This window comes from Streptomyces sp. ICC4 (genome assembly GCF_003287915.1).
Lineage (GTDB): Bacteria > Actinomycetota > Actinomycetes > Streptomycetales > Streptomycetaceae > Streptomyces > Streptomyces tritrimontium.
This window is the reverse complement of sequence record NZ_CP030286.1, coordinates 127,617-146,091: the sequence shown is the minus strand read 5'-3', so window position 1 is coordinate 146,091 and position 18,475 is coordinate 127,617. Positions and strand designations below refer to the sequence as shown.

Annotated in this window: 20 protein-coding genes and 2 pseudogenes; 11 read left to right on the top strand and 11 right to left on the bottom strand. The window is 71.5% G+C overall.

Annotated features, from left to right (window positions below):
• Positions 1-59: 59 nt before the first annotated feature.
• Together DRB89_RS00695 and DRB89_RS43580 are read right to left on the bottom strand one after the other, a co-directional pair.
• On the bottom strand, positions 60-449 hold the full coding sequence (locus DRB89_RS00695; protein WP_112450134.1) for an ATP-binding protein: 390 nt from the start codon (positions 447-449) through the stop codon (positions 60-62).
• A 175-nt stretch (positions 450-624) separates the two neighbouring features.
• Complete coding sequence (locus DRB89_RS43580) at positions 625-798, bottom strand: hypothetical protein (protein ID WP_204357796.1); 174 nt, start codon at positions 796-798, stop codon at positions 625-627.
• A gap of 146 nt (positions 799-944) precedes the next feature.
• On the opposite strand from DRB89_RS43580, the gene DRB89_RS00690 reads away from it, so the two are divergent.
• From DRB89_RS00690 to DRB89_RS00675, 4 genes are all read left to right on the top strand, one after another.
• Positions 945-1,118, top strand: coding sequence for a CsbD family protein (locus DRB89_RS00690; protein WP_112453649.1), 174 nt, complete (start codon positions 945-947; stop codon positions 1,116-1,118).
• Between the two features lie 645 nt (positions 1,119-1,763).
• Positions 1,764-2,237: an ATP-binding protein gene (locus DRB89_RS00685; protein ID WP_112453650.1), complete on the top strand. Its 474-nt coding sequence runs from the start codon at positions 1,764-1,766 to the stop codon at positions 2,235-2,237.
• A 224-nt stretch (positions 2,238-2,461) separates the two neighbouring features.
• A complete protein-coding gene (locus tag DRB89_RS46230; RefSeq protein ID WP_343234563.1) occupies positions 2,462-2,599 on the top strand; it encodes a hypothetical protein in 138 nt (45 codons plus the stop codon).
• Between the two features lie 123 nt (positions 2,600-2,722).
• Positions 2,723-3,022, top strand: coding sequence for a transaldolase family protein (locus DRB89_RS00675; RefSeq protein WP_112450135.1), 300 nt, complete (start codon positions 2,723-2,725; stop codon positions 3,020-3,022).
• A 435-nt stretch (positions 3,023-3,457) separates the two neighbouring features.
• On the opposite strand, the pseudogene DRB89_RS44065 reads toward DRB89_RS00675, so the two are convergent.
• Positions 3,458-3,926, bottom strand: a pseudogene (locus DRB89_RS44065) (NAD(P)/FAD-dependent oxidoreductase); the annotation flags it as partial.
• 207 nt (positions 3,927-4,133) lie between these two features.
• A complete protein-coding gene (locus tag DRB89_RS00660) occupies positions 4,134-5,273 on the bottom strand; it encodes a PucR family transcriptional regulator (protein ID WP_112450136.1) in 1,140 nt (379 codons plus the stop codon).
• 86 nt (positions 5,274-5,359) lie between these two features.
• On the opposite strand from DRB89_RS00660, the gene DRB89_RS00655 reads away from it, so the two are divergent.
• The 3 genes from DRB89_RS00655 (at position 5,360) to DRB89_RS42615 (ending at position 8,020) form a co-directional block, all read left to right on the top strand.
• Positions 5,360-6,415 (top strand): ferredoxin reductase, encoded by a 1,056-nt coding sequence (locus tag DRB89_RS00655; RefSeq protein ID WP_112450137.1) that lies wholly within the window; start codon positions 5,360-5,362, stop codon positions 6,413-6,415.
• Positions 6,416-6,422: 7 nt separating this feature from the next.
• A complete protein-coding gene (locus DRB89_RS00650; RefSeq protein ID WP_112450138.1) occupies positions 6,423-7,541 on the top strand; it encodes an acyl-CoA desaturase in 1,119 nt (372 codons plus the stop codon).
• A 239-nt stretch (positions 7,542-7,780) separates the two neighbouring features.
• On the top strand, positions 7,781-8,020 hold the full coding sequence (locus DRB89_RS42615) for a hypothetical protein (RefSeq protein ID WP_112450139.1): 240 nt from the start codon (positions 7,781-7,783) through the stop codon (positions 8,018-8,020).
• Here the strand turns inward: DRB89_RS42615 and DRB89_RS00645 are convergent.
• The 4 genes and pseudogenes from DRB89_RS00645 to DRB89_RS00630 all read right to left on the bottom strand — a co-directional run.
• Positions 7,963-8,547, bottom strand: a pseudogene (locus tag DRB89_RS00645) (TOBE domain-containing protein); the annotation flags it as partial. The gene DRB89_RS42615 and the pseudogene DRB89_RS00645 sit on opposite strands and share 58 nt — an antisense overlap.
• 180 nt (positions 8,548-8,727) lie before the next feature.
• Positions 8,728-10,170, bottom strand: a complete 1,443-nt coding sequence (locus tag DRB89_RS00640) for a GH1 family beta-glucosidase (protein ID WP_112450141.1) — start codon at positions 10,168-10,170, stop codon at positions 8,728-8,730.
• Between the two features lie 97 nt (positions 10,171-10,267).
• Complete coding sequence (locus DRB89_RS00635; protein WP_112450142.1) at positions 10,268-11,146, bottom strand: carbohydrate ABC transporter permease; 879 nt, start codon at positions 11,144-11,146, stop codon at positions 10,268-10,270.
• Positions 11,147-11,150: 4 nt separating this feature from the next.
• The gene (locus DRB89_RS00630; RefSeq protein WP_112450143.1) at positions 11,151-12,200 is read right to left on the bottom strand and encodes a sugar ABC transporter permease; all 1,050 of its coding nucleotides are present in this window, start codon (positions 12,198-12,200) and stop codon (positions 11,151-11,153) included.
• Positions 12,201-12,444: 244 nt separating this feature from the next.
• Here DRB89_RS00630 and DRB89_RS00625 point away from each other — a divergent pair, with 244 nt between their 5' ends.
• The 4 genes from DRB89_RS00625 (at position 12,445) to DRB89_RS00615 (ending at position 14,428) form a co-directional block, all read left to right on the top strand.
• Positions 12,445-13,062 carry a bifunctional 4-hydroxy-2-oxoglutarate aldolase/2-dehydro-3-deoxy-phosphogluconate aldolase gene (locus DRB89_RS00625; RefSeq protein ID WP_112446256.1) on the top strand — a complete coding sequence of 206 codons (618 nt, stop codon included), beginning with the start codon at positions 12,445-12,447 and terminating at the stop codon, positions 13,060-13,062.
• Positions 13,059-13,652 carry a PfkB family carbohydrate kinase gene (locus tag DRB89_RS45845; protein WP_275431877.1) on the top strand — a complete coding sequence of 198 codons (594 nt, stop codon included), beginning with the start codon at positions 13,059-13,061 and terminating at the stop codon, positions 13,650-13,652. The genes DRB89_RS00625 and DRB89_RS45845 overlap by 4 nt, the downstream gene beginning before the upstream one ends.
• Positions 13,556-14,056 (top strand): PfkB family carbohydrate kinase, encoded by a 501-nt coding sequence (locus tag DRB89_RS45840; protein ID WP_343234843.1) that lies wholly within the window; start codon positions 13,556-13,558, stop codon positions 14,054-14,056. The genes DRB89_RS45845 and DRB89_RS45840 overlap by 97 nt, the downstream gene beginning before the upstream one ends.
• Before the next feature lie 153 nt (positions 14,057-14,209).
• Positions 14,210-14,428: a zinc ribbon domain-containing protein gene (locus DRB89_RS00615; RefSeq protein ID WP_112453112.1), complete on the top strand. Its 219-nt coding sequence runs from the start codon at positions 14,210-14,212 to the stop codon at positions 14,426-14,428.
• Between the two features lie 24 nt (positions 14,429-14,452).
• Here the strand turns inward: DRB89_RS00615 and DRB89_RS00610 are convergent, their stop codons facing one another.
• From DRB89_RS00610 to DRB89_RS00600, 3 genes are read right to left on the bottom strand one after another with little or no spacing between them, the layout of a single operon-like run.
• The gene (locus tag DRB89_RS00610) at positions 14,453-15,112 is read right to left on the bottom strand and encodes an O-methyltransferase (protein ID WP_112446257.1); all 660 of its coding nucleotides are present in this window, start codon (positions 15,110-15,112) and stop codon (positions 14,453-14,455) included.
• Entirely contained in the window at positions 15,109-15,939 is an 831-nt protein-coding gene (locus DRB89_RS00605) for an HAD family hydrolase (RefSeq protein WP_112446258.1), read from the bottom strand. Before DRB89_RS00605 ends, DRB89_RS00610 begins: the two co-directional genes overlap by 4 nt.
• Entirely contained in the window at positions 15,936-18,455 is a 2,520-nt protein-coding gene (locus tag DRB89_RS00600) for a phosphoribosyltransferase (RefSeq protein WP_112453113.1), read from the bottom strand. The genes DRB89_RS00605 and DRB89_RS00600 overlap by 4 nt, the downstream gene beginning before the upstream one ends.
• Between the last annotated feature and the right edge of the window lie 20 nt (positions 18,456-18,475).

Below are 18,475 nucleotides of genomic sequence, written 5' to 3'. Positions count from 1 at the left end.
AGCCGTCCGATGTGACCGAGCCCTGGCGGGAGAAGTTCGCGTACGGCGGCGCCGTGGTGCTACCGGTCGAGGAGGGCGCTGACGGTCTTGCCGCCGGTCGGGTGGCGGGTGACGGCCGTAGCCCGGGCGAGGTGGTTGACCATGGGCCAGCCGAATCCTCCGGCGCCACCGTTCAGGTCAGGGCTGCGCATGCGCGGGGCCCGCGGACCGTCGTCGTGGACGGCGACCTCGACGGCGCCAGGGTGCGCGGTCAGGTCCAAGGTGCAGGTGCCGCCGCCGTGCCGCAGTGCGTTCGTGACGAGCTCTGAGACGACCAGGACCACGGTGTCGGCTGCTTCGGCCGCGATCACCGGCAGGAGGTCGTGCAGGAAGTGGCGGGTGGTCTCGCGTGCGCCGGCGACCGATGCCGTGGCGCAGGTGGGTGCGACGGTGATGCTCATCGTGCTCATCGGGTCTCCCAGGTCGCTGGTTGTCGCTGCGCGTCCCGTGGGCGCTCAGTGGGTTTCCCCGGACCGCGGGGACCAGGCCGGCGCTGACAGCGCTGCGCCCTGGTCCCTCGTTGGGGGCGGCTGTTGACCGGCACCGGGGTCGAGGGCGCTCGCCGGAGCGGCCGTACCGGAGCTGCTACTGGTGGGGTACGTGGTTCAGCCGCGGGGTGCGGGTACGGCGATGGGCTGCCGGGCCCCGGCGCCGCCGGCCGGGTAAGGGGTTGCGTCGTGCGGGGACGCTGGGGGCCAGGGCGAGGAGGGCGATGACCGCGAGGGCCGCGGCGATGAGGGTCACGGTGATGAGGGTCATGTTCCTGCCTTCCGTCGGGTTCTGACTGCCTGTAGCTACTTGGTGTTACCGAATCCCGGGCGGCTAAACACGGTGGGTGATGTTTGAGTGGCGGAGGCGGGGCATACGCCATGACGTAACGCTTTCTACCGCTTGGAGTGATGACCATGTCCGGTGACGAGAAGACTCAGGCCAAGGTCGAGCAGGCCAAGGGCAAGGCCAAGGAGACCGCCGGCCGCCTCGTGGGCAACGAGCGCCTGACCGCGGAAGGCCGCGCCGAGCAGGCCAAGGGCGACGCCCGCCAGGCCAAGGAAAAGATCAAGGACGTCTTCAAGGACTGACCACACACCGCGGTGTTCAAGGGGGCAGGCCCGGACCAGGGCCTGCCCCCTTTCCGTTTTCGCGCGACCACAGGGGTGCTGCCTCCGACCGGTTGCGTGCTGCGCCGCTCCCGAGAGCCGGACCGCCGAAAACCACCTCACCGGCCCTGACCGTCGGTGAAAAGGGGTCTCCAGCTGTATCCGGGCGGCGGCCGGGCGGGGCGGTGACATCGGCGGATTCGCAGGCTGTCGCCGCCGGACACAGGTCACGGCCCGAAGGCGCACTGCGTGGCCTGGTCTCTGCTCTTGCCGGTGTCCGACGGGGGGCGCCAGAGCCGGATGAGTGGTGCGATCCTCGGCGGCGTAAGCGGGGGGCGCCGCCGCGTCGGGCTCCTGCACCGGCGGTGCTCGGCACGTCGTGTCCCTCCGGCCCGCGGGTGCCCGGCCGCCGAGTACAGCTCGTGCCAGCCCTCGGCGGGCTTGAACCCGGTCCGTTAGGCCCTGCTGGAGTGCATGCGAGGGTGTATCTCAGATGGCTGTGCCCGGTAGCTTCGCTCGCAGAGAAGGCGAGGTCAGATCGTCATCTTTTACCCCTGTGTACCAGCAGCGTTCGGGGGTATCAGCGTGCAAGCAGAGGTGTGGCGTGTGTGAAGGAGGGTGGCGGTGATGGGCTCCTTGGTGCCCCTGGACGAGTGTGCGTCGCTGGTCAGCCTTCCGATTGTGTCTGCCCTGGCCCTGGACGGCTGTGAACCGATCGCAGGGGCCCGGCGTTCTGCCCGAGATTTCATGACCGCCGTGCAGGCTGTTCATGGACTTCCGGTGTCCGAGCGTGCGATGAGCATGGTGGAACTGGTCGTCAGCGAGCTGGTAACCAATTCCTACAAATACGCCCCCGGGCCGTGTCTGCTGGAACTGGAAGTCGTCAACGGCGCGGTGGAGATCAGCGTGTGGGATACCGGCGATCGGCTCCCCGTGGCGAGCCCGGCTGATCCGGGACGGGTTGGGCAGCACGGCCTGGAGATCGCGATGGCGGTGTGCCGCAGCTTCGAGGTACGGCGCGAGTCCGTGGGTAAGCGCGTGAAGGTTGCAGTGGCGCTGGCCGACGATCCCGGCGGCAACCCGGCCGGCCGGATGTCGTGATCATGCTGGTCAGGTCTCTTGCCCGGTAAGTGGGACGCGGTGTCATCAGAGTGATGACGGCCCAGACGGAGTACGCACGATCCCCTCGTGTCCTCGGCGCGGCTTTCGTGCAGCTGGCAGATCATCACTGCCACTGCGCTGGCCCTCGCCGGTGCCGGTCTCACCGCGCCCGCACATGCCGACCCCGTCTCCGACCTCGGCAGCGCGGTCAGCGCCGTGAACAAATGGAACTTCACGGCCGCGCCGCCGTATGCCCGCAGGAAGTCGCCGTGGTGCCCGTTCTCGGCGACCGGGTCGGCGACCACGCGGACAACTGCTCCAACGGCAACGGCAACGGCAACGTCATCGGCCACGCGAGATAGCGCGGCGCCCGGCCGAGCGCCCGCCCGGCATCGCGCGACGGCTTCGAACGGCGGCATGTCACCGGCGTGCGCTGAGCCCGGTGGCCGGGTACCTGGGGCTGGGGGAGCAGGCTCCTCCAGCGCATGCAGCGCCCGTTGTGGGCGTCCTCCGGAGTCAAGGACCCCGCCTACCCCGACACGATGTATGTCAGTGAACTCGTCGTCGCGGGCACCGTGAACACCATGCCGGGCGCCACGCTGGCCGCGTTCGCCGACCACGGCGCCCTTCCCGGGCCCCCGCCGGTGGCGGACGACTTCGCGGCCGCGGCCGCCCACTTCGAAGCACTGGAACGGGCCGGCGTCGACTTCGCCGACGTCACCGACACCCTGGACCGCGAAGGACCGGCCAAGTTCGAGGGCAGCTGGAAGGAGCTCGGAGCATAGGTGGAGCGCGAGATGCACTCCGAAGGCGTCCGAGTCGGCGAGGCAAGCCGGCGCACACTGGTCTCGTCCCACCACGGAGTGCCGGGTTCCCCGAGGGCGACCTTCGCCGTGTGCACGCGGCGCCCGGCCTCGCGTTCTCCCTGTTCGTCGTGCGCCCGCAGGGCGGCCCCGACGGCACGCCGGGCCGCCATCAGGTGCGTACGCAACCGCGCGGCGATATCGGCGGGAACGTCCGGGTCGGTGGCCCGCCAGCGCCTGCCGTCGAGGACGACGTAGCGTCCGTCCGAGGTGTGTTCCGGCGGAGAGCTTCCGGCATTAGGCGCGCCCGCCGTGACATGGGTACTCGCGGTCTTCGCAGAGCCGGGTGGAGGGGTGTCGTCGTGGCTCTTGCGCGCACAGTTCTGGCATGCGATCGGTTCCTTACGGTGGAGGCAGGGAGGCCATCTGGCCGAGGAGGGCAAACGGCTCGTCGGGCACGTGTCCCATGGCGAGTTGGGAAGCGAAGCGGGTGAGACCGTTCACGCCGTCGGCCACGTGGACGGTTCCCGCCCCAGCCCCCGCCGCGGCCGGGGGCTGGGGCGGGGGCGGGCCCGGTCAGGGCCCAGTCGACCTTGAAGGTCGCGAAGTCCCACTGGAAGCGTTGCAGGTCCCGTGCGAGGCGGGAGGGGAGATGCTCTTCGCCGACGAGGTCGCGGTACAGCGCCGGCGCCGACGTGTCGGCGGGTACGGCCCGGCGCGCGTCGACGGTTTCTCCGCCTGCTGTCCTGACCCCGACCGCGGTGCCGCCCCGTACGACGACGGACGCGACATGTTCCCCGTGGCGCAGGACGCCTCCGCGGCGCCGCAGGCGGCTCACGACTGCATGGGTCAGGGCGCCGGCACCGCCCATGGGAACGGGGAAGCCGGCTCTGGGCGAGCATCGACATCACACCGCGCGAGGGATGATGGGGATGGAATGACGGAACGTGAGGTCAGGAGCTTCCTCACTCCGCGTCCTCACGGGTAGGTGAGCCCGCTTCGCCATGGCTGCATGAGCCAGCTGACGGCACCGGGAACGAGGCACGTTTCCTGGACTGCTCGCGGACGCGGGTGTGGACGGTCGAAGTGCGCGTCAGCTGACCCGAAGACCGACCGCCAGCGTCAGTTCAAGGACCCGCTGTGGCGATGCGAGATCCGGGAACAGCTCCCGCAGCTGCGACATCCGGTACCGGACTGTCTGGGGATGGACGAACAACGCCGCCGCCACCTCGTCCCGCCTGCCCTGGTGCAGCAGCCACGCCCGCAACGTCTCCTCCAGCCGCCGTGCGGTCGCGACGGGCAAGGTCCGCAACGGTGCGAGGGCTCGGGCACGCAGGTCTGCGAACGCGTCCGCGTCAGCGCTCAGCACCAGCTCGGGCAGGTGGTCCTCGGTGTCGCGAACATCAGAGGAGAGGGAGCGCGCGCGTAGGGCTCGTGCGTACGAGGCCGACGCACGAGTCCATGGCCGGGCCGGGCCGACCACGGCGGTGCGGCCGGTTAGCTGCCGCAGGAGATGTGATCGGTCGGCATCGGGGACGAGCAGCACACCGGTGACGTCCGGCAGATCATCGAGGACGAGGGTGCTCGGGTCGAGGGCGCGGTAGGCGGGCCGGGCCTGGGCGGCGGGCAGCAGGACCGCGGTCAGGGAAACCGGAGGCTGCCACCCGGCCCGTTGAGCAGAGGCGAGCAGCACGTCCGTGCTCGCGTCGGCGAGGAGATCGCGGGCCAGGTGTTCCAGGTGGCGCTCGTGGGCCCTGCCCCGGGCGGCCAGTTCGTCGGCGTGGCCCGCGGCGCTCGCGGCGGAGAGCTCGTCGATGTAGGCGAAGGTCAGCTCGGCGAACTTGGCGACCTCGGCGGCGGGCAGACCTGCGGGTACGGCACCCGCTGCCAGGCATCGCCAGGCCACGCGGGCGCCGACGCGGTAGGCGCTGAGTAGGGCGTCCATCGAACGGCCGTCGCGCACCTCGCCGCGGCCCAGCTCGTAGGCTGCGTCACCGGCGTCGCCGCCTGTGGCGTTCCCGCTCGCGAGGTCCAGGTAGTGCCCCAGGGCGGTGCGGACGGATCGGCGGATGGTGGCGCCCATGCGGCCCGAAAGGGCGTTGGCGTAGGGATGGACCTCGTCGATGATCGCCTGGACGACCTCGTCGGCCGTGGTCTTCAGCGCGGCCCGAAGTGCGGTGACCGTCGTCTCATCCAGGGTCAGTTCGCTGGCCCTCCGGATTGCATGGCTCACGTTTTGTTCCCTGCGAACAGTTCAGTCGACCAGATTTACGTCCTGCGGTCAGGACTTTACCCCTTGAGGCGCAGCAAGCTGGAGTCATGACGAGTACAGCCCTCCGCAGCAGGGCGTGGAAACTGCTGGACATGGTCACGACGCCGCTGCTGCCGTCGGACTACCTCGACCTGGTCAGCCCGCTGCGTGCGGGCGCTGACCTGCGTGGGCGCATCGAGGCCGTGCACCCCGAGACTGGGGACGCCGCGACCATCGTGATCAGGCCGGGCCGGGGCTGGCGCGGCCACACAGCCGGTCAGTACGTGCGGATCGGGGTCGACGTCGACGGGGTGCGCCTGTGGCGTGCCTACTCCATCACCTCGCCGACAAACCGCCAGGACGGCCGCGTCACGATCACCGTGAAGGCGATCCCGGACGGCAAGGTCAGCAACCACCTGGTCCGCAGGGCGAAACCGGGCACGCTGATCCAGCTCGACCAGCCGACCGGTGACTTCGTGCTGCCGCAGGCCAAGCCCGCCAAGGTGCTCTACCTGACGGCCGGCAGCGGCATCACGCCCGTGATGGGCATGCTGCGCGACATCGAGCTCGACGACGTCGTCATGGTCCACTCCGCGCCACAGCCGCAAGACGTGATCTTCCGCAACGAACTGCACCACCTGGTCGCGGACAACAAGCTGCGGCTCACCGAGGTGCACACCGACACAGACGGCATGCTCGACATCGCCCGTCTCGACGAACTCGTGCCCGACTGGGCCGAGCGCGAGACCTGGGCTTGCGGGCCCGCGGGCCTGCTCGACGCCGCCGAACAGCACTGGACCGAGCACGGCGTACAAGAGCGCCTGCACACCGAACGCTTCCGCCCCAGCATCGTCGTCGCCGGCGACGGCGGCGAGGTCACGTTCAGCGCCACCGGCAAGACCGTCGACGCGGACGGCGCAACGCCGTTGCTGGACGTCGGCGAGGAGGCCGGCGTGCTCATGCCCTCCGGGTGCCGCATGGGCATCTGCTTCGGCTGCGTCACGCCGCTCAAGTCGGGCGCCGTCCGCGACCTGCGCACCGGCGAGATCACCGAGGCCGAGCCGGGCGTCCTCATCCAGACCTGCGTGTCCGCCGCGGCGGGCCCCTGCGACATCGAACGGTAGGAGCACCTTGACCGCCATCGACCCCACCGCCCACCTGACCGCGGAGCAGATCGAGGAGCTTGGCCGCGAGCTGGACGCGATCCGCGACGAGGTGATCGCCAGCCGCGGCGAGAAGGACGCCGCCTACATCCGTAAGGTCATCTCGGCGCAGCGCAAGCTCGAGCTGGTCAGCAGGGGCGTGCTGCTGTTCTCGATCTTCCCGCCCGCGTGGCTGCTCGGCACCGCCGGTCTGTCCGTGGCGAAGATCATGGACAACATGGAGATCGGCCACAACATCCTGCACGGCCAGTGGGACTGGATGCGGGACCCGAAGATCCACTCCACCACCTGGGAGTGGGATCACGTCTCGCCGTCCGAGCAGTGGAAGCACTCGCACAACGAGCTGCACCACACCTACACCAACGTGATCGGCAAGGACAACGACCTCGGCTACGGCATCATGCGCGTCGACGAGGACCAGAGGTGGCACCCGTTCCACCTCGGCCAGCCGCTGTGGAACTTCATCAACGCCTGCTTCTTCGAGTACGGCATCGCAGCGTACGACCTGGAGCTCGCCAAGAACCTGCACAAGCGCCGCCGCAAGAACCCGGAGTTCCGCGCGCGGGCCAAGGCCGTGGGCCGCAAGATCCGCAAGCAGGTGCTCAAGGACTACGTGATCCACCCGCTGCTGTCGGGCCCGTCGTTCCTCACCACGCTCGCCGCCACGTTCACCGCGAACCTGGTCCGCAACCTCTGGACCCACTCGGTGATCATGTGCGGGCACTTCCCCGAGGGCGTGCAGGTCTTCGAGCGCCGGTCGATCAAGGGCGAGACGCGCGGCCAGTGGTACCTGCGCCAGATGCTTGGCTCGGCGAACATCAGCGGCAGCAGGGCCATGCACTTCATGACCGGCAACCTGTCGCACCAGATCGAGCACCACCTGTTCCCGGACCTGCCGAGCAACCGGTACGCCGAGGTCGCGGTGAAGGTGCGCGCGCTGTTCGAAAAGTACGAGCTCGAGTACGTCACCGGGCCGCTGCCCAAGCAGGTGTTCTCCGCGTGGCACAAGGTCTTCCGGCTCTCGCTGCCGAACAAGAAGCCCAAGGTCAAGACGCCGGACCGCGAGCAGGAGCTCGTCGCGGCCTGATCCCCGGTACTGGTCGAACCGCAGCCGGCCCGATCCGGGCGGTGCGCACCGTGAACGGGGCCTTGCTCTCGAAGTCGGTGAACGCCAGGTCGAGCAGCTCAGGGTCGCTGCCGGCCTGCCCGTCAGGGGTGATCTGGTTGATCACCACCGGCAGCTGCTCGGCCACATAACCGACGAGCGTTCCACTGTAGGTCCCGGTCCTCTCCGCTACCTCAGCGAGCGTGTCCCGGCCAAGGACCGTGACGACCTCCTGGGGCGCGAGCGGCGCGTTGGCATCCGTGCCGATCCAGGACTGGGCCTGCCAGGCACGCGTGGTGGTGGACCTGGACCCCGAGATCGTGCTCGGGGTGACCTTCGTGGGGCCGGGCGTGGTCGAGCTGGTGCACGCGGCGACCGTCGCGGTCGCGGCGCAGGGACCGGACTACCTCTCCAGGGAGGGAAGCTCGTCAGGTGCCGGACAGATTCGCCGTCCGGCGTGATCGAAGACGTAGAGCTGAGCCAGGTCGACCAGCAGCGGAATCCGTGCCCCGACCCGCACCCGGACATGCGGTCCTGTGCGCACGACGAGATCGCTGCGCACCGCGCCCCGCCGTGCCGGACCGACGGTCGCCTCTGCATCCGGGGCGGCTTCTGCTAGGTCCTCCAGGACCGCTACCGGACCGGACAGCCGTTCCATGGCACGGTTCCTGAGCCGTCTGAGGCAGCTCTGCTGCTGCTTGTGGCCGCGCCGGGGAGCGGTCGGCTGCCGGGGTGCTTCCAGCTCCGTCACCACGGCGGGGCTGGAGCCGGTGTCCACGTGGACCAGTGCCTCGTGCCCCTGGTACTCGACGTGCTCGACGATGCCCGTCATCGCCGCCTCGCCGGGCCGCGCCTGGCTCGGCGGGGCGATCCTGACGGCCTCCGACCGCAGCCCGACGATGATCGGACGCCCCTGCTGGATCCGGAGCAACTGGTGGTCGGTGCTGAGGGGTTGGGAGAGGGTGAGCCGGTGGCGCCCCAGATCGATCCACTCTCTTGCTGACATCGCGCAACTCGATGGTTCGACCCACGACGATCCAACTGCGGTCCGGGCAACGCGGTGTACGCCGGTGTCGACCCGAAGCACGGGCCGCCACCGGCGTACACGGAAGCGATGGTCCCGCCCCCGTTTGCCGGAGGAGGGCGCTGAAGGTTCCGCGGGTAGGGGCTAGGCGTTGTCAGGAGCGTGTAGCTCGCCCGTCCGTGCCACCGCTGCGTACCAGTGGGCGCTCGACTTGGGCGTGCGCTTCAGGGTGTCGTAGTCGACGTGGACTGCGCCGAACCGTTTGGCGTAGCCGTACGACCACTCGAAGTTGTCGAGCAGCGACCAGAGGAAGTAGCCGCGCACGCCCACCCCGTCGGTGATCGCCCGGTGCACGGCCTCGAGGTGTGCGTGGACGTACGCTGCCCGTTCCGGGTCGTGGACCGTCCCGTCCGGTCCGACCTCGTCTTCGTACGCCGCTCCGTTCTCGCTGATGACCAGCGGCAGACCGGGATAGCGAGCGGCGGTCCGGGTCAACAGGTCGTACAGCGCGCTCGCGTCCACCGGCCAGCCCATCGCGGTGCGTTCACCCGGAGCACGGTGGAAGGCGACCTCGTCCGCGCCGGGCCAGGGCGAGTGCTCGCTGTTGCCGTGCCCGTCGTCCTGCGGCCGCTCCGCACCCTTCGCCACGTGCGAGACGACCGTCGGCGTGTAGTAGTTGACGGCGAGCAGGTCCAGGGGCTGGTGGATCGTGGCGGTGTCGCCGTCCTGGACGAAGGACCAGTCGGTGAGGTGGGCGGTGTCCGCGAGGAGGTCTTGGGGATAGGCGCCTTCGAGCATGGGGCCGAGCCAGATTCGGTTGCCGGCGGCGTCGATGCGCCGGGCCGCGTCCTGGTCTTCGGCCGAGGGCGTCAGGGGGCGGACCTCGTGGAGGTTGAGGGAGACCGCGAGCTGGGCGTCCCCGGGCAGTGCGGCGCGCAGGGCCTGGACGGCGAGACCGTGGCCGAGGTTGAGGTGGTGGGCGGCGCGCAGGGCGGCGACCGGGTCGGTCCGGCCGGGGGCGTGGACGCCGGAGGCGTAGCCGAGGAACGCGCTGCACCAGGGTTCGTTGAGGGTGATCCAGCGTTTCACCCGGTCTCCGAGGGCGTCGGCCACGAAGCCCGCGTATTCAGCGAAGCGCTCGGCGGTGGCGCGCTCCGGCCAGCCTCCGGAGTCCTCCAGGTGCTGGGGGAGGTCCCAGTGGTAGAGGGTCAGGGCGGGTTCGATGCCGGCGGCGAGCAGTTCGTCGACGAGCCGGCGGTAGAAGTCCAGGCCCTTCTGGACCGCCGGGCCGCGTCCGGTCGGCTGAACGCGGGACCAGGAGACGGAGAAGCGATAGGCGCCCAGGCCGAGTTCGGACATCAGGCGGACGTCTTCGGAGAAGCGGTGGTAGTGGTCGACGGCCACGTCGCCGGTATGGCCTTCGAAGACCTTGCCGGGGGTGTGCGAGAAGGTGTCCCAGATGGACGGGGTCCGGCCGTCCTGGCGGGCGGCGCCCTCGATCTGGTAGGCGGCGGTGGCCGTGCCCCACAGGAAGTCGGACGGGAAGGTGCGGACGGTGGTGAGTGGCCGGGTCTCGGACGCGGTCATAGGAGAGCGCTCCCAACGCAAGCTTGGATGGTGCGGTGCGGACAGGGGAAAGGAGCCGGCCGGTTCGTGAGCGGCCGGTCAGGACTGGACCGGGCGGTCAGTTCTTGACGGCGCCGGCGGTGATGCCGCCCACGATGTGCTTGCCGAGGACGGCGAAGACCAGGAGCAGCGGCAGCGTGGAGATGAGCGCGCCGGTGAGCACGACGGCCTGGTCGACGGTGTGGTTTCCCGCGCCGAGGCCGGCCAGGGCGACCTGGAGGGTCGGATTCCCGTCCGGGGTCAGGGCGATGAAGGGCCAGAAGAAGTCGTTCCAGGCCTGGACGAAGACGAGCATCCCGAGGACCGCCATCGCGGGCCGGGCGACGGGGAACACCACGTGCCAGATGATGCGCAGGCTGTGCGCGCCGTCCATCCGGGCTGCCTCCACGAGCTCCACCGGGAGGGCTTCGATGAGGTATTGGCGCATGAAGAACACGCCGAAGGCCGCGACGAGCGAGGGCAGGACCACCGACTGGAGCTGGTCGACCCAGCCGAGGTCGGTGATGATCTGGTATAGCGGGATCACGCTGAGCTGCGGCGGAATCGTCATGGTGGCGACCACGAGGGCGAGCAGGGCGCCGCGGCCCTTGAAGGGCAGCTTGGCGAAGGCGAACCCGGCCAGGGTGGAGAACAGGACGGTGGACAGGGCCACGAGCCCGGCCACGACCGTCGTGTTGACCAGTGCCTCGCCCATGTCGACCTGGTTCCAGGCGAAGGAGAGGTTGTCGAGGAGCCGGGGGCCGGGCAGGAGCGGGGCGGGGGCCTCGACCACGCGCTCGCCCGAGTGGGAAGCGGCGACGAGGTTCCAATACAGCGGGAAAAGGGAAATCAAGGCGGCCAGGCCCAGCAGGACGTAGGTCAGCGGTCCCGCGTGGTGCTGACGGCCCGGCGACTGGCGGAACCGCCCGGCCGTCGTCGTGTCGAGTGTGCGGGCCATGAGCTCAGCTCCCCGGCTTCTTGCGCTTGCGGTGCGAACGGGTGATCAGCATCTGGAGGCCGCCGATCAGCAGGAGGAGCAGGAGCATGACCCAGGCGATGGCGGACGCTTGGCCCAGCGCGCCCGTCACCCAGCCCTTCTCGTACATCAGCAGGCTCAGCGTCTGGAACTGGTTCCCGCTGCCGCCGCTGATGCCGACACTGCCGCCGAAGAGCATGGGCTCGCCGAAGAGCTGGGTGGCACCGATGGTGGAGACGACGATCGTGAAGAGGATCGTCGGCCGGATGGACGGGATGGTGACGCTGAGGAACTGGCGCCAGCGCGAGGCCCCGTCCAGCGCGGCGGCCTCGTAGAGGTCCTGGGGCACGGCCTGCATGGCCGCCAGGTAGATGAGCGCGTTGTAGCCCGTCCAGCGCCAGGTGACGATCACCGAGATCGCGATCTGTGCGGGCCACTTGGAGGACTCCCAGGAGACCGGGTCGAAGCCCGCCCAGCCCAGCACCGTGTTGATCAGGCCGTAGTCGGTGTTGAACAGCTGGGCGAAGACGAGCGTCGCCGCCGCGATCGAGGTGGCGTACGGGGCGAGGACCGCGACCCGGAAGAACGCCCGGCCGCGCAAGGTGTAGTTGAGCAGGTGCGCGAGGCCGAGGGCAATCAGCAGCTGGGGAACGGTGGAGATCACGCCGATGGTGAGGGTGTTGGCGAGGGCGTTCCAGAAGAACTCGCTGGTCGCCAGGGAGGTGTAGTTCTCCAGGCCCTTCCACTGCGCGCTGCCGCCGAGTTCGACGCGGTGAAGCGACAGCCAGCCCGTGTAGACCAGGGGGAAGAGCCCGAAGGCCGCGAAGGTGAGGAAGAAGGGGGCGATGAAGGCGTAGGGGGCCGCCTTCAGGTCCAGGCGGTAGAGCGTGCTGCGCCGGCCGCTGCGGCCGGCGGACCGCCGCTTGCCGGAGCCGGAGCCGGAGCCGGAGACCGGGACGGGGCTGGCGTCGGGGTCCGGGTTCTGTGCTGCGGGCGGCGGGGAGCCGCCACCCGTCGCCCGTACGGAGGTGGCCACGGGGGCGTCCTTCCAGGTCGATGCGTGCGGTGGTGCGGACGGGCACGGCCCGCCGCCGCTCGTGGGCGGCGGCGGGACGCGCGCGGCCCCGCTACTGGTCGATCTTGTCGTCGACCAGCTTCTTGACGTTGTCCCAGGCCTTCGCCGGGTCGGTGCCGCGCTGCTCGATGTCGAGGATGCCGTTGTCGGTGAGGAAGGTCTTCACCTGGCCGTCCCCCCCGCACATCAGAGAGCAGGCATTCCCATGGAGTTCGGCGCAGCGCTGCGGCAAGAGCGGCTCGTCGCCATCGTCCGCGGCAAGGACGCCGAGGCGTCCTTCCGCACCGTCATGACCCTCGTCGAAGAGGGGGTGCCGCTCGTCGAGGTCTCGCTCAGCGGGACCGGTGCACTGGACGTCATCGGCCGGGCCCGCAAGGAGCTCGGCGACGCGGCATGGCTCGGGGCCGGCACGGTCCTGACCGCCGAGGACGCCCAGCGGGCGGCCGAAGCCGGGGCCAACCTGATGGTCACCCCGGGGCTCGGCGCCGGCGTGGTCGAATCGGTCCGGCAGGGACTGCCGGTGCTGGCCGGGGTCATCACCCCGTCCGAGGTCATCGCGGCCGACGCGGCGGGGGCCGCGGCGCTGAAGCTGTTCCCCGGCACGATCGGCGGACCGGCGTACCTGCGGGCGCTGCGCGCGCCCTTCCCCGACCTGCCGTTCGTGCCGGTCGGCGGGGTGGACGCGGCAGCCGCCGCCGAGTACCTGTCCTCCGGGGCGGTCGCGGTCGGAGTCGGCGCCCCACTGGTCGGGGACGCGGCCGACGGCGGGGACCTGGACGCGCTGCGGCGCCGGGCCGCCGAGTTCAAGGCGGTGTGCGCGTGAGCGGGCCCGGCGCCACCCCCGATGTGCTGACCTTCGGGGAGACCACGGTCGCGCTGCGCGGCAGCGGGCCGCTGCGGCTGGGCGGGACCATGGAGGTCTGCGTGGCCGGCGCCGAGTCGAACGTCGCGATCGGGCTGGCCCGGCTCGGCCACGCGGTCCGCTGGGCGGGCGCGGTCGGCGCGGACGAGGCCGGCGAGCTGGTGCTGCGGACGCTGCGCGACGAGGGCGTCGACGTCTCCGGAGCCTCCCTCGACGACGGCGGGGCCCCGACCGGGCTGATGCTCGCGGAGCCGAGGACGCCGGAACCGACGCGGGTGCACTACCACCGCGCCGGCTCGGCGGGCTCCCGCCTCAAGGCCTGCTCGCTGGAGCGCGCCTTCACGGCGGCCCCGCCCAGGGTCCTGCACCTGACCGGCATCACCCCGGCGCTGTCCCGCTCGGCCCGCTCGGCGGCGACGATGGCACGCTGCGCCTCGCGGCCGAGCACTCGGCGCTGGTCTGCCTGGACGTCAACTTCCGGTCCCGCCTCTGGGACGCGGAGGAAGCGGCGTCGGTGCTCCGCGCGTGGGCCCCTTCGGTGGACGTCCTGATCGCCTCGAACGACGAGCTGCCGCTGTGCCTGCCGGCGGACGCCCCGGCCGACCCGACCGCCCGGGCGAAGCAACTGCTGGCGCTCGGGGTCGGGGAGGTGGTGGTCAAACTCGGCGCGGCCGGGGCGACCGCCTACGGCGAAGACGGCGCGTCGGTCCACGCCCCCGCCCGCCCGGTCCGGGCCGTGGACACGGCCGACGCGGGCGACACCGGCGGCGCGGGCGACGCGTTCGTCGCGGGTTACCTCTCGGCGTTCCTCGACGGGGCCGGTACGGAGGCCCGCCTGGACCGCGCCGTCAGGACGGGCGCCTTCGCGGTGTCCTCGCGGGGCGACTGGGAGGGCGCGCCGACCCGCTCGGAGCCGGCCCTCCTGTCGTCCCCCGCCGGCACGGTGCTCCGCTGAGACCCCGGCGGGGTCCGGGCCGACACGGGGGTGCGGCCTGGACCCCGCCGGCCCAATCCTCCCGCCGGCCCGATACCCCCGCCGGCCCAGTACCCCCGTCGGCGCGGGGCTCGGGGATTCCGGAGACCGGGTGCACTGCGTAGCCTGTACCGCATGCCCCGTTACGAATACCGCTGCCGGACCTGCGAAGACACCTTCGAGGTCAGCCGGCCCATGGCCGAGTCCTCCGCCCCCGCCGACTGTCCCGCCGGGCACCCCGACACCGTCAAACTGCTCTCCGCCGTCGCCGTGGGCGGGACGAGCAGCGCCCCCGCGGCCCCGATGGGCGGAGGCGGCGGAGGCGGCTGCTGCGGAGGCGGCGGCTGCGGTTAGGAAGCCCGCTCGTGATCAATACACCTAGCGCTTGCGCGAGAGGGTCAGGCCGTCGGAGATGGTGAGCATGACCGACTCCATGCGGGCGTCCGCCGCCACGTGGTCGTTGTAGGCCCGGACGCCCGCCGCCGCGCCCGTCGCCGATTCGTCCAGCACCGAGCCGTGGTAGAGCGTGTTGTCGGTGACGATCAGCCCGCCCGGGCGCAGCCGCGGCACGAGCTCCTCCCAGTAGGCGATCTGGCTCTCCTTGTCCGCGTCGACGTACGCCATGTCGATGTGCGGCTCCGCCGGCATCGCGCGCAGCGTCTGGAGCGCGGGCGCGATCCGCAGCTCGATGCGGTCCGCGACGCCCGCCTTCGCCCAGGCCTCGCGGGCGTACGCCGTCCACTCCTCGGAGACGTCGCACGCGATGAGCCGGCCGTCCGCGGGCAGCGCCTGGGCCATCGACAGCGAGGAGAAGCCGGTGAAGGTGCCGATCTCCACGATGTGCCGGGCCCCGGTCAGCCGGACCAGGAAGGCCAGGAGCGGCCCCTGCTCCTCGGCCGACTGCATGCCGGCCGAGCGCGGGAACACCTCGTAGGTCGTGGCCACCAGCCCCCGCTGGACCTCGTCCAGCGGGGGGATGTGCGCCAGCATGTACTGGTAGAGCTCATCTGTGATCTTGGTGCTGTTGCCCTTGGTCATGCCCCCAGTGTGCCGACCGCGGCCGCCTCGCGGGCGAATGCGCGCACGATTTCCTCACCGGCCAGCACGCCCTTCTCGGCCAGCGCCGTGACGTGCGGCGCCGTCCAGTCGGCGTCGGCCAGCTCTCCGTGGCCCGGGCGCCAGCCCTGGTCCGCCGCGAGCAGCAGGTCCGCGTCCAGCAGCGAGTCCCCGGCGGCGAGCGTGGCCGTGGCCCCCGTACGCCGGGCCACCTCGCGCATGGCCGCGCTCTTGGTCAGCGGGCGCGGGACGGCGTAGATCTTCCGGCCCTGCAGCGAGATCGTCCAGCCGCGCGCCTCGGCCCATTCCGTCAGCGACTTGATCCACTCCGGCGGGACCAGGTCCCGCTCCACGACCAGGTAGGCGAACAGGTCCTCGGCGACCCGCGCCTTGCGCAGCCACGCCGGGTCGGTCGCGGACAGCAGGTGTGCGCGCATCTCCTCCAGCGGGGCGGACTCCGCGGCCAGCCGGGCCGCGACCTGGCGGCGCCAGTCCCGGTCCGGGACCCCGTCCACCAGGAGCTGGCCGCCGTTGGCGCAGATCGCGTACGCCGCCGGCCGCCCGGGGAAGCGGATGCGCTGGTACTGCTTGCGCGTGCGGGTGGTGGTCGGGACGAACACGACGTCCGGGTCCGCCGACAGCTCCACCAGCAGCTGCGCCGCCGTCTCCGTCATGTACGACAGCGGCTTGCTCTCGTGCACCTCGACGCACAGCAGCCGCGGGGCCTCCGGGTCGGGCATGGTCAGGGCGAGCGCGGCCGCGGAGTAGATGAGCGTGCGGTCGAGGTCACTGGCTACGAGGACGGTCACTTGGCTGACACAGCCTTTCCGTCGGCGCCCGTGGCGCCGCGCGTGAAACGGGGGTGGATGAGGCCCACGCACGTGTAGGGAAGTCCGTCGACCTCCTCCACCGGCACCCCGCGCTGCTGCGCGAGGAGTCGTACGTGGTCCAGGTCGGCCCCGGCGCCGCGCTGCGCGAGGATCTTCCACGGCACCCGGCGCAGCAGGACCCGCGTGGTCTCGCCGACGCCCGGCTTGACGAGGTTCACGTCGTGGATCCCGTACTCCTCGCTGATGCGCTCGACCGCGGCCCAGCCCACCCAGGTCGGCGTGCGGTCGGCGGCGAGGAGCTCCTTGACCTCGGCGTCCACGGCCTCGGCCACCTCCTCGAAGTGCGCGGCGACGGTGTCGACGAAGTCGACGGAGACGTCGGCTCCGGCGAGCTCGCGGTAGAACTTCGCGCCGTGGAAGTCGGCGGGACCGACCAGGTCTGACCTCAGAACCGTACGCGAGACCAGTCCGGAAACAGTGGAATTGAGACAGGCCGACGGGATCAGGAAGTCCTCGCGGGTTCCGTAGGTCTCCACGCAGGATCCGGGGTCTGCGAGGACCACGATCTCCGGGTTGAAGCCCTCGAACTCGCCCAGGGCCTCGCGCAGCTCGCGGCTGATGGCGCCCTTGCCGGTCCACCCGTCGACGAAGACCACGTCGGCCGGATCGTGGTGGGCGGCCAGCCAGCGCAGCGCGTTGGCGTCGATGCCGCGGCCGCGCACGATGGAGACGGCGTAGTGCGGCAGGTCGAGGCCGTGCCGGGCCCGGGCCCAGCGCCGCATCAGGACCCCCACCGGGGTGCCGGCGCGGGCCAGGGAGACGAGGACGGGCGAGGGGCGGGGGTCCCTCCCATGCCGAAGGCTATGGGGGCGCTCGGCGAGGACGGTCTCGGTGACCACGCCGACCGCGCGGGCCATGCGGGCGGCGGAGGCGGTCAGCGCGCTCTGGTAGAGCCGCTGGTACTCCGGGGACGGCTGGTACTCGACGGGCAGGGACTCCGCGTAGTGGGCCCCGCCCGCCTGTATGGCCTCCTCGCGCTCCTCCGTCGGGGCTTCCAGCTCGACGTCGGAGAAGTCCTGGAGGAGCCAGCCGACGTCCTCGGCGGCGTACGAGGAGAAGGCTGGGCCGCGCAGCGGTTCGCGCCGGGGCTCGGTCATGGAGGGCTCCTGCGGTTCGGGGACGTACGACGGTATGACGGCCAGCAGGACGTGGCCGGTGTGCGGGGCGAGGGCCGCGAGGAGCCCGGCGCGGAGCTCGGGGGTGTCGCCGGCCGAGTCCACGACGGCGACGACGGCGTCGAAGGCGGCGCCCGCCACGTTGTACGCGTACCGGTCGCCCGGGCCGTCGGCGGGGGCGTCGTGGGCCGGGAAGACGAGGCGGGTGCGGATCGCGTAGCCGGGATCGTCGACGGCGAGCACCGGGGAGCGGGTGGTGGTGGAGAAGCGGACCTCGGCGGCCGCACCGGACGCCTCCAGGGCCTGCGCGAGGCGCAGCGGGGCGTACATCAGCTCCTCGTTGCCGAGTACGAGGACCCGTGCGGGGGCCGCGCCGAGCGCGGCCGTGAGCCGGTCCGCCATGGCGGGCAGGGCCGCGTCCAGCGCTTCGCGGTGCGCGGGGGTGAAGCCGTGCCGTCCGCCGTCGGGTATCCCGGCCGGCCAGTCCAGGGCCACCGTGGTGACCCGCGGGTCGGCTGCCGGGGCGCCGCCCCGGACCCCGCTCCGCGAACTCCCCCGGACTCCGTCCAGCGGGACCCCCGGGAGGGGCCGGATCTCCTCGTACTCCTCCACCAGTGCCTGTCCCTTCTCCAGGACGCCCTCCGGGAGGGAGACCGTGCCGGAGGCGAGGGAGATCAGGTCCACCCGGGCGCCGAGGTCGGCGGCGAAGGCGGTGAGCCGGTCGCGGTCGGCCGGGGAGCGCATGTCGACGAGGGCGACGACGACGTAGTGGCCGCGCGGGTGGCGGGCGTGCAGGTCGCGGATGGTGTTCAGGACCGTGTTGCCGGTGGAGAACTCGTCGTCGACGAGGACCAGCGGGCCCGGGCCAGCCAGCAGCTCCGGGTCCTCGGGGAGCAGCAGGTGCGAGGTGGCGTGCGAGTGGGCCTCCTCGAAGCCGCCCGCGGGCTCCACGCCGGGCACGGGGCGGCGGGTGGAGTGCAGGTAGGGGGCGAGGCCGAGGCCGTCGGCGACGCAGTGGCCGAGCCCGGTCGCGGTCTCGGCGTAGCCGAGGACCACCGCCGAGGCGGCCCCCCGCTCGCCCAGCAGCTCCCGGACGCGCTCGCCGAGCCCGTACCCGGCGGCGTACACGGCGGCCGGGGACTGCGGGACGTGCTTGCCCAGCACCTGCGAGACCAGCAGGTGCGCCCGCTTGGGGTTGCGCCGCAGCGCGAGCCCGAGCAGCTCTTCGAGCCTCGGCCCGCCGGCCCCGGTGCCCGCCCCCTCCTCCAGGCTGACGCCCAGCCGGTCCGCGACCCAGGTTCCCGACCACACCGCTTCGATCTTCTTGCCCTTCCTCGCAG

Excerpts from the sequence above, each read along its gene's own strand:
- DRB89_RS00695 (WP_112450134.1), bottom strand. The coding sequence starts at position 449 with ATGAGCACGATGAGCATCACCGTCGCACCCACCTGCGCCACGGCATCG.
- DRB89_RS43580 (WP_204357796.1), bottom strand. The coding sequence starts at position 798 with ATGACCCTCATCACCGTGACCCTCATCGCCGCGGCCCTCGCGGTCATC.
- DRB89_RS00690 (WP_112453649.1), top strand. The coding sequence starts at position 945 with ATGTCCGGTGACGAGAAGACTCAGGCCAAGGTCGAGCAGGCCAAGGGC.
- DRB89_RS00685 (WP_112453650.1), top strand. The coding sequence starts at position 1,764 with ATGGGCTCCTTGGTGCCCCTGGACGAGTGTGCGTCGCTGGTCAGCCTT.
- DRB89_RS46230 (WP_343234563.1), top strand. The coding sequence starts at position 2,462 with ATGGAACTTCACGGCCGCGCCGCCGTATGCCCGCAGGAAGTCGCCGTG.
- DRB89_RS00675 (WP_112450135.1), top strand. The coding sequence starts at position 2,723 with ATGCAGCGCCCGTTGTGGGCGTCCTCCGGAGTCAAGGACCCCGCCTAC.
- DRB89_RS00655 (WP_112450137.1), top strand. The coding sequence starts at position 5,360 with ATGACGAGTACAGCCCTCCGCAGCAGGGCGTGGAAACTGCTGGACATG.
- DRB89_RS00640 (WP_112450141.1), bottom strand. The coding sequence starts at position 10,170 with ATGACCGCGTCCGAGACCCGGCCACTCACCACCGTCCGCACCTTCCCG.
- DRB89_RS00635 (WP_112450142.1), bottom strand. The coding sequence starts at position 11,146 with ATGGCCCGCACACTCGACACGACGACGGCCGGGCGGTTCCGCCAGTCG.
- DRB89_RS00625 (WP_112446256.1), top strand. The coding sequence starts at position 12,445 with ATGGAGTTCGGCGCAGCGCTGCGGCAAGAGCGGCTCGTCGCCATCGTC.
- DRB89_RS00615 (WP_112453112.1), top strand. The coding sequence starts at position 14,210 with ATGCCCCGTTACGAATACCGCTGCCGGACCTGCGAAGACACCTTCGAG.
- DRB89_RS00610 (WP_112446257.1), bottom strand. The coding sequence starts at position 15,112 with ATGACCAAGGGCAACAGCACCAAGATCACAGATGAGCTCTACCAGTAC.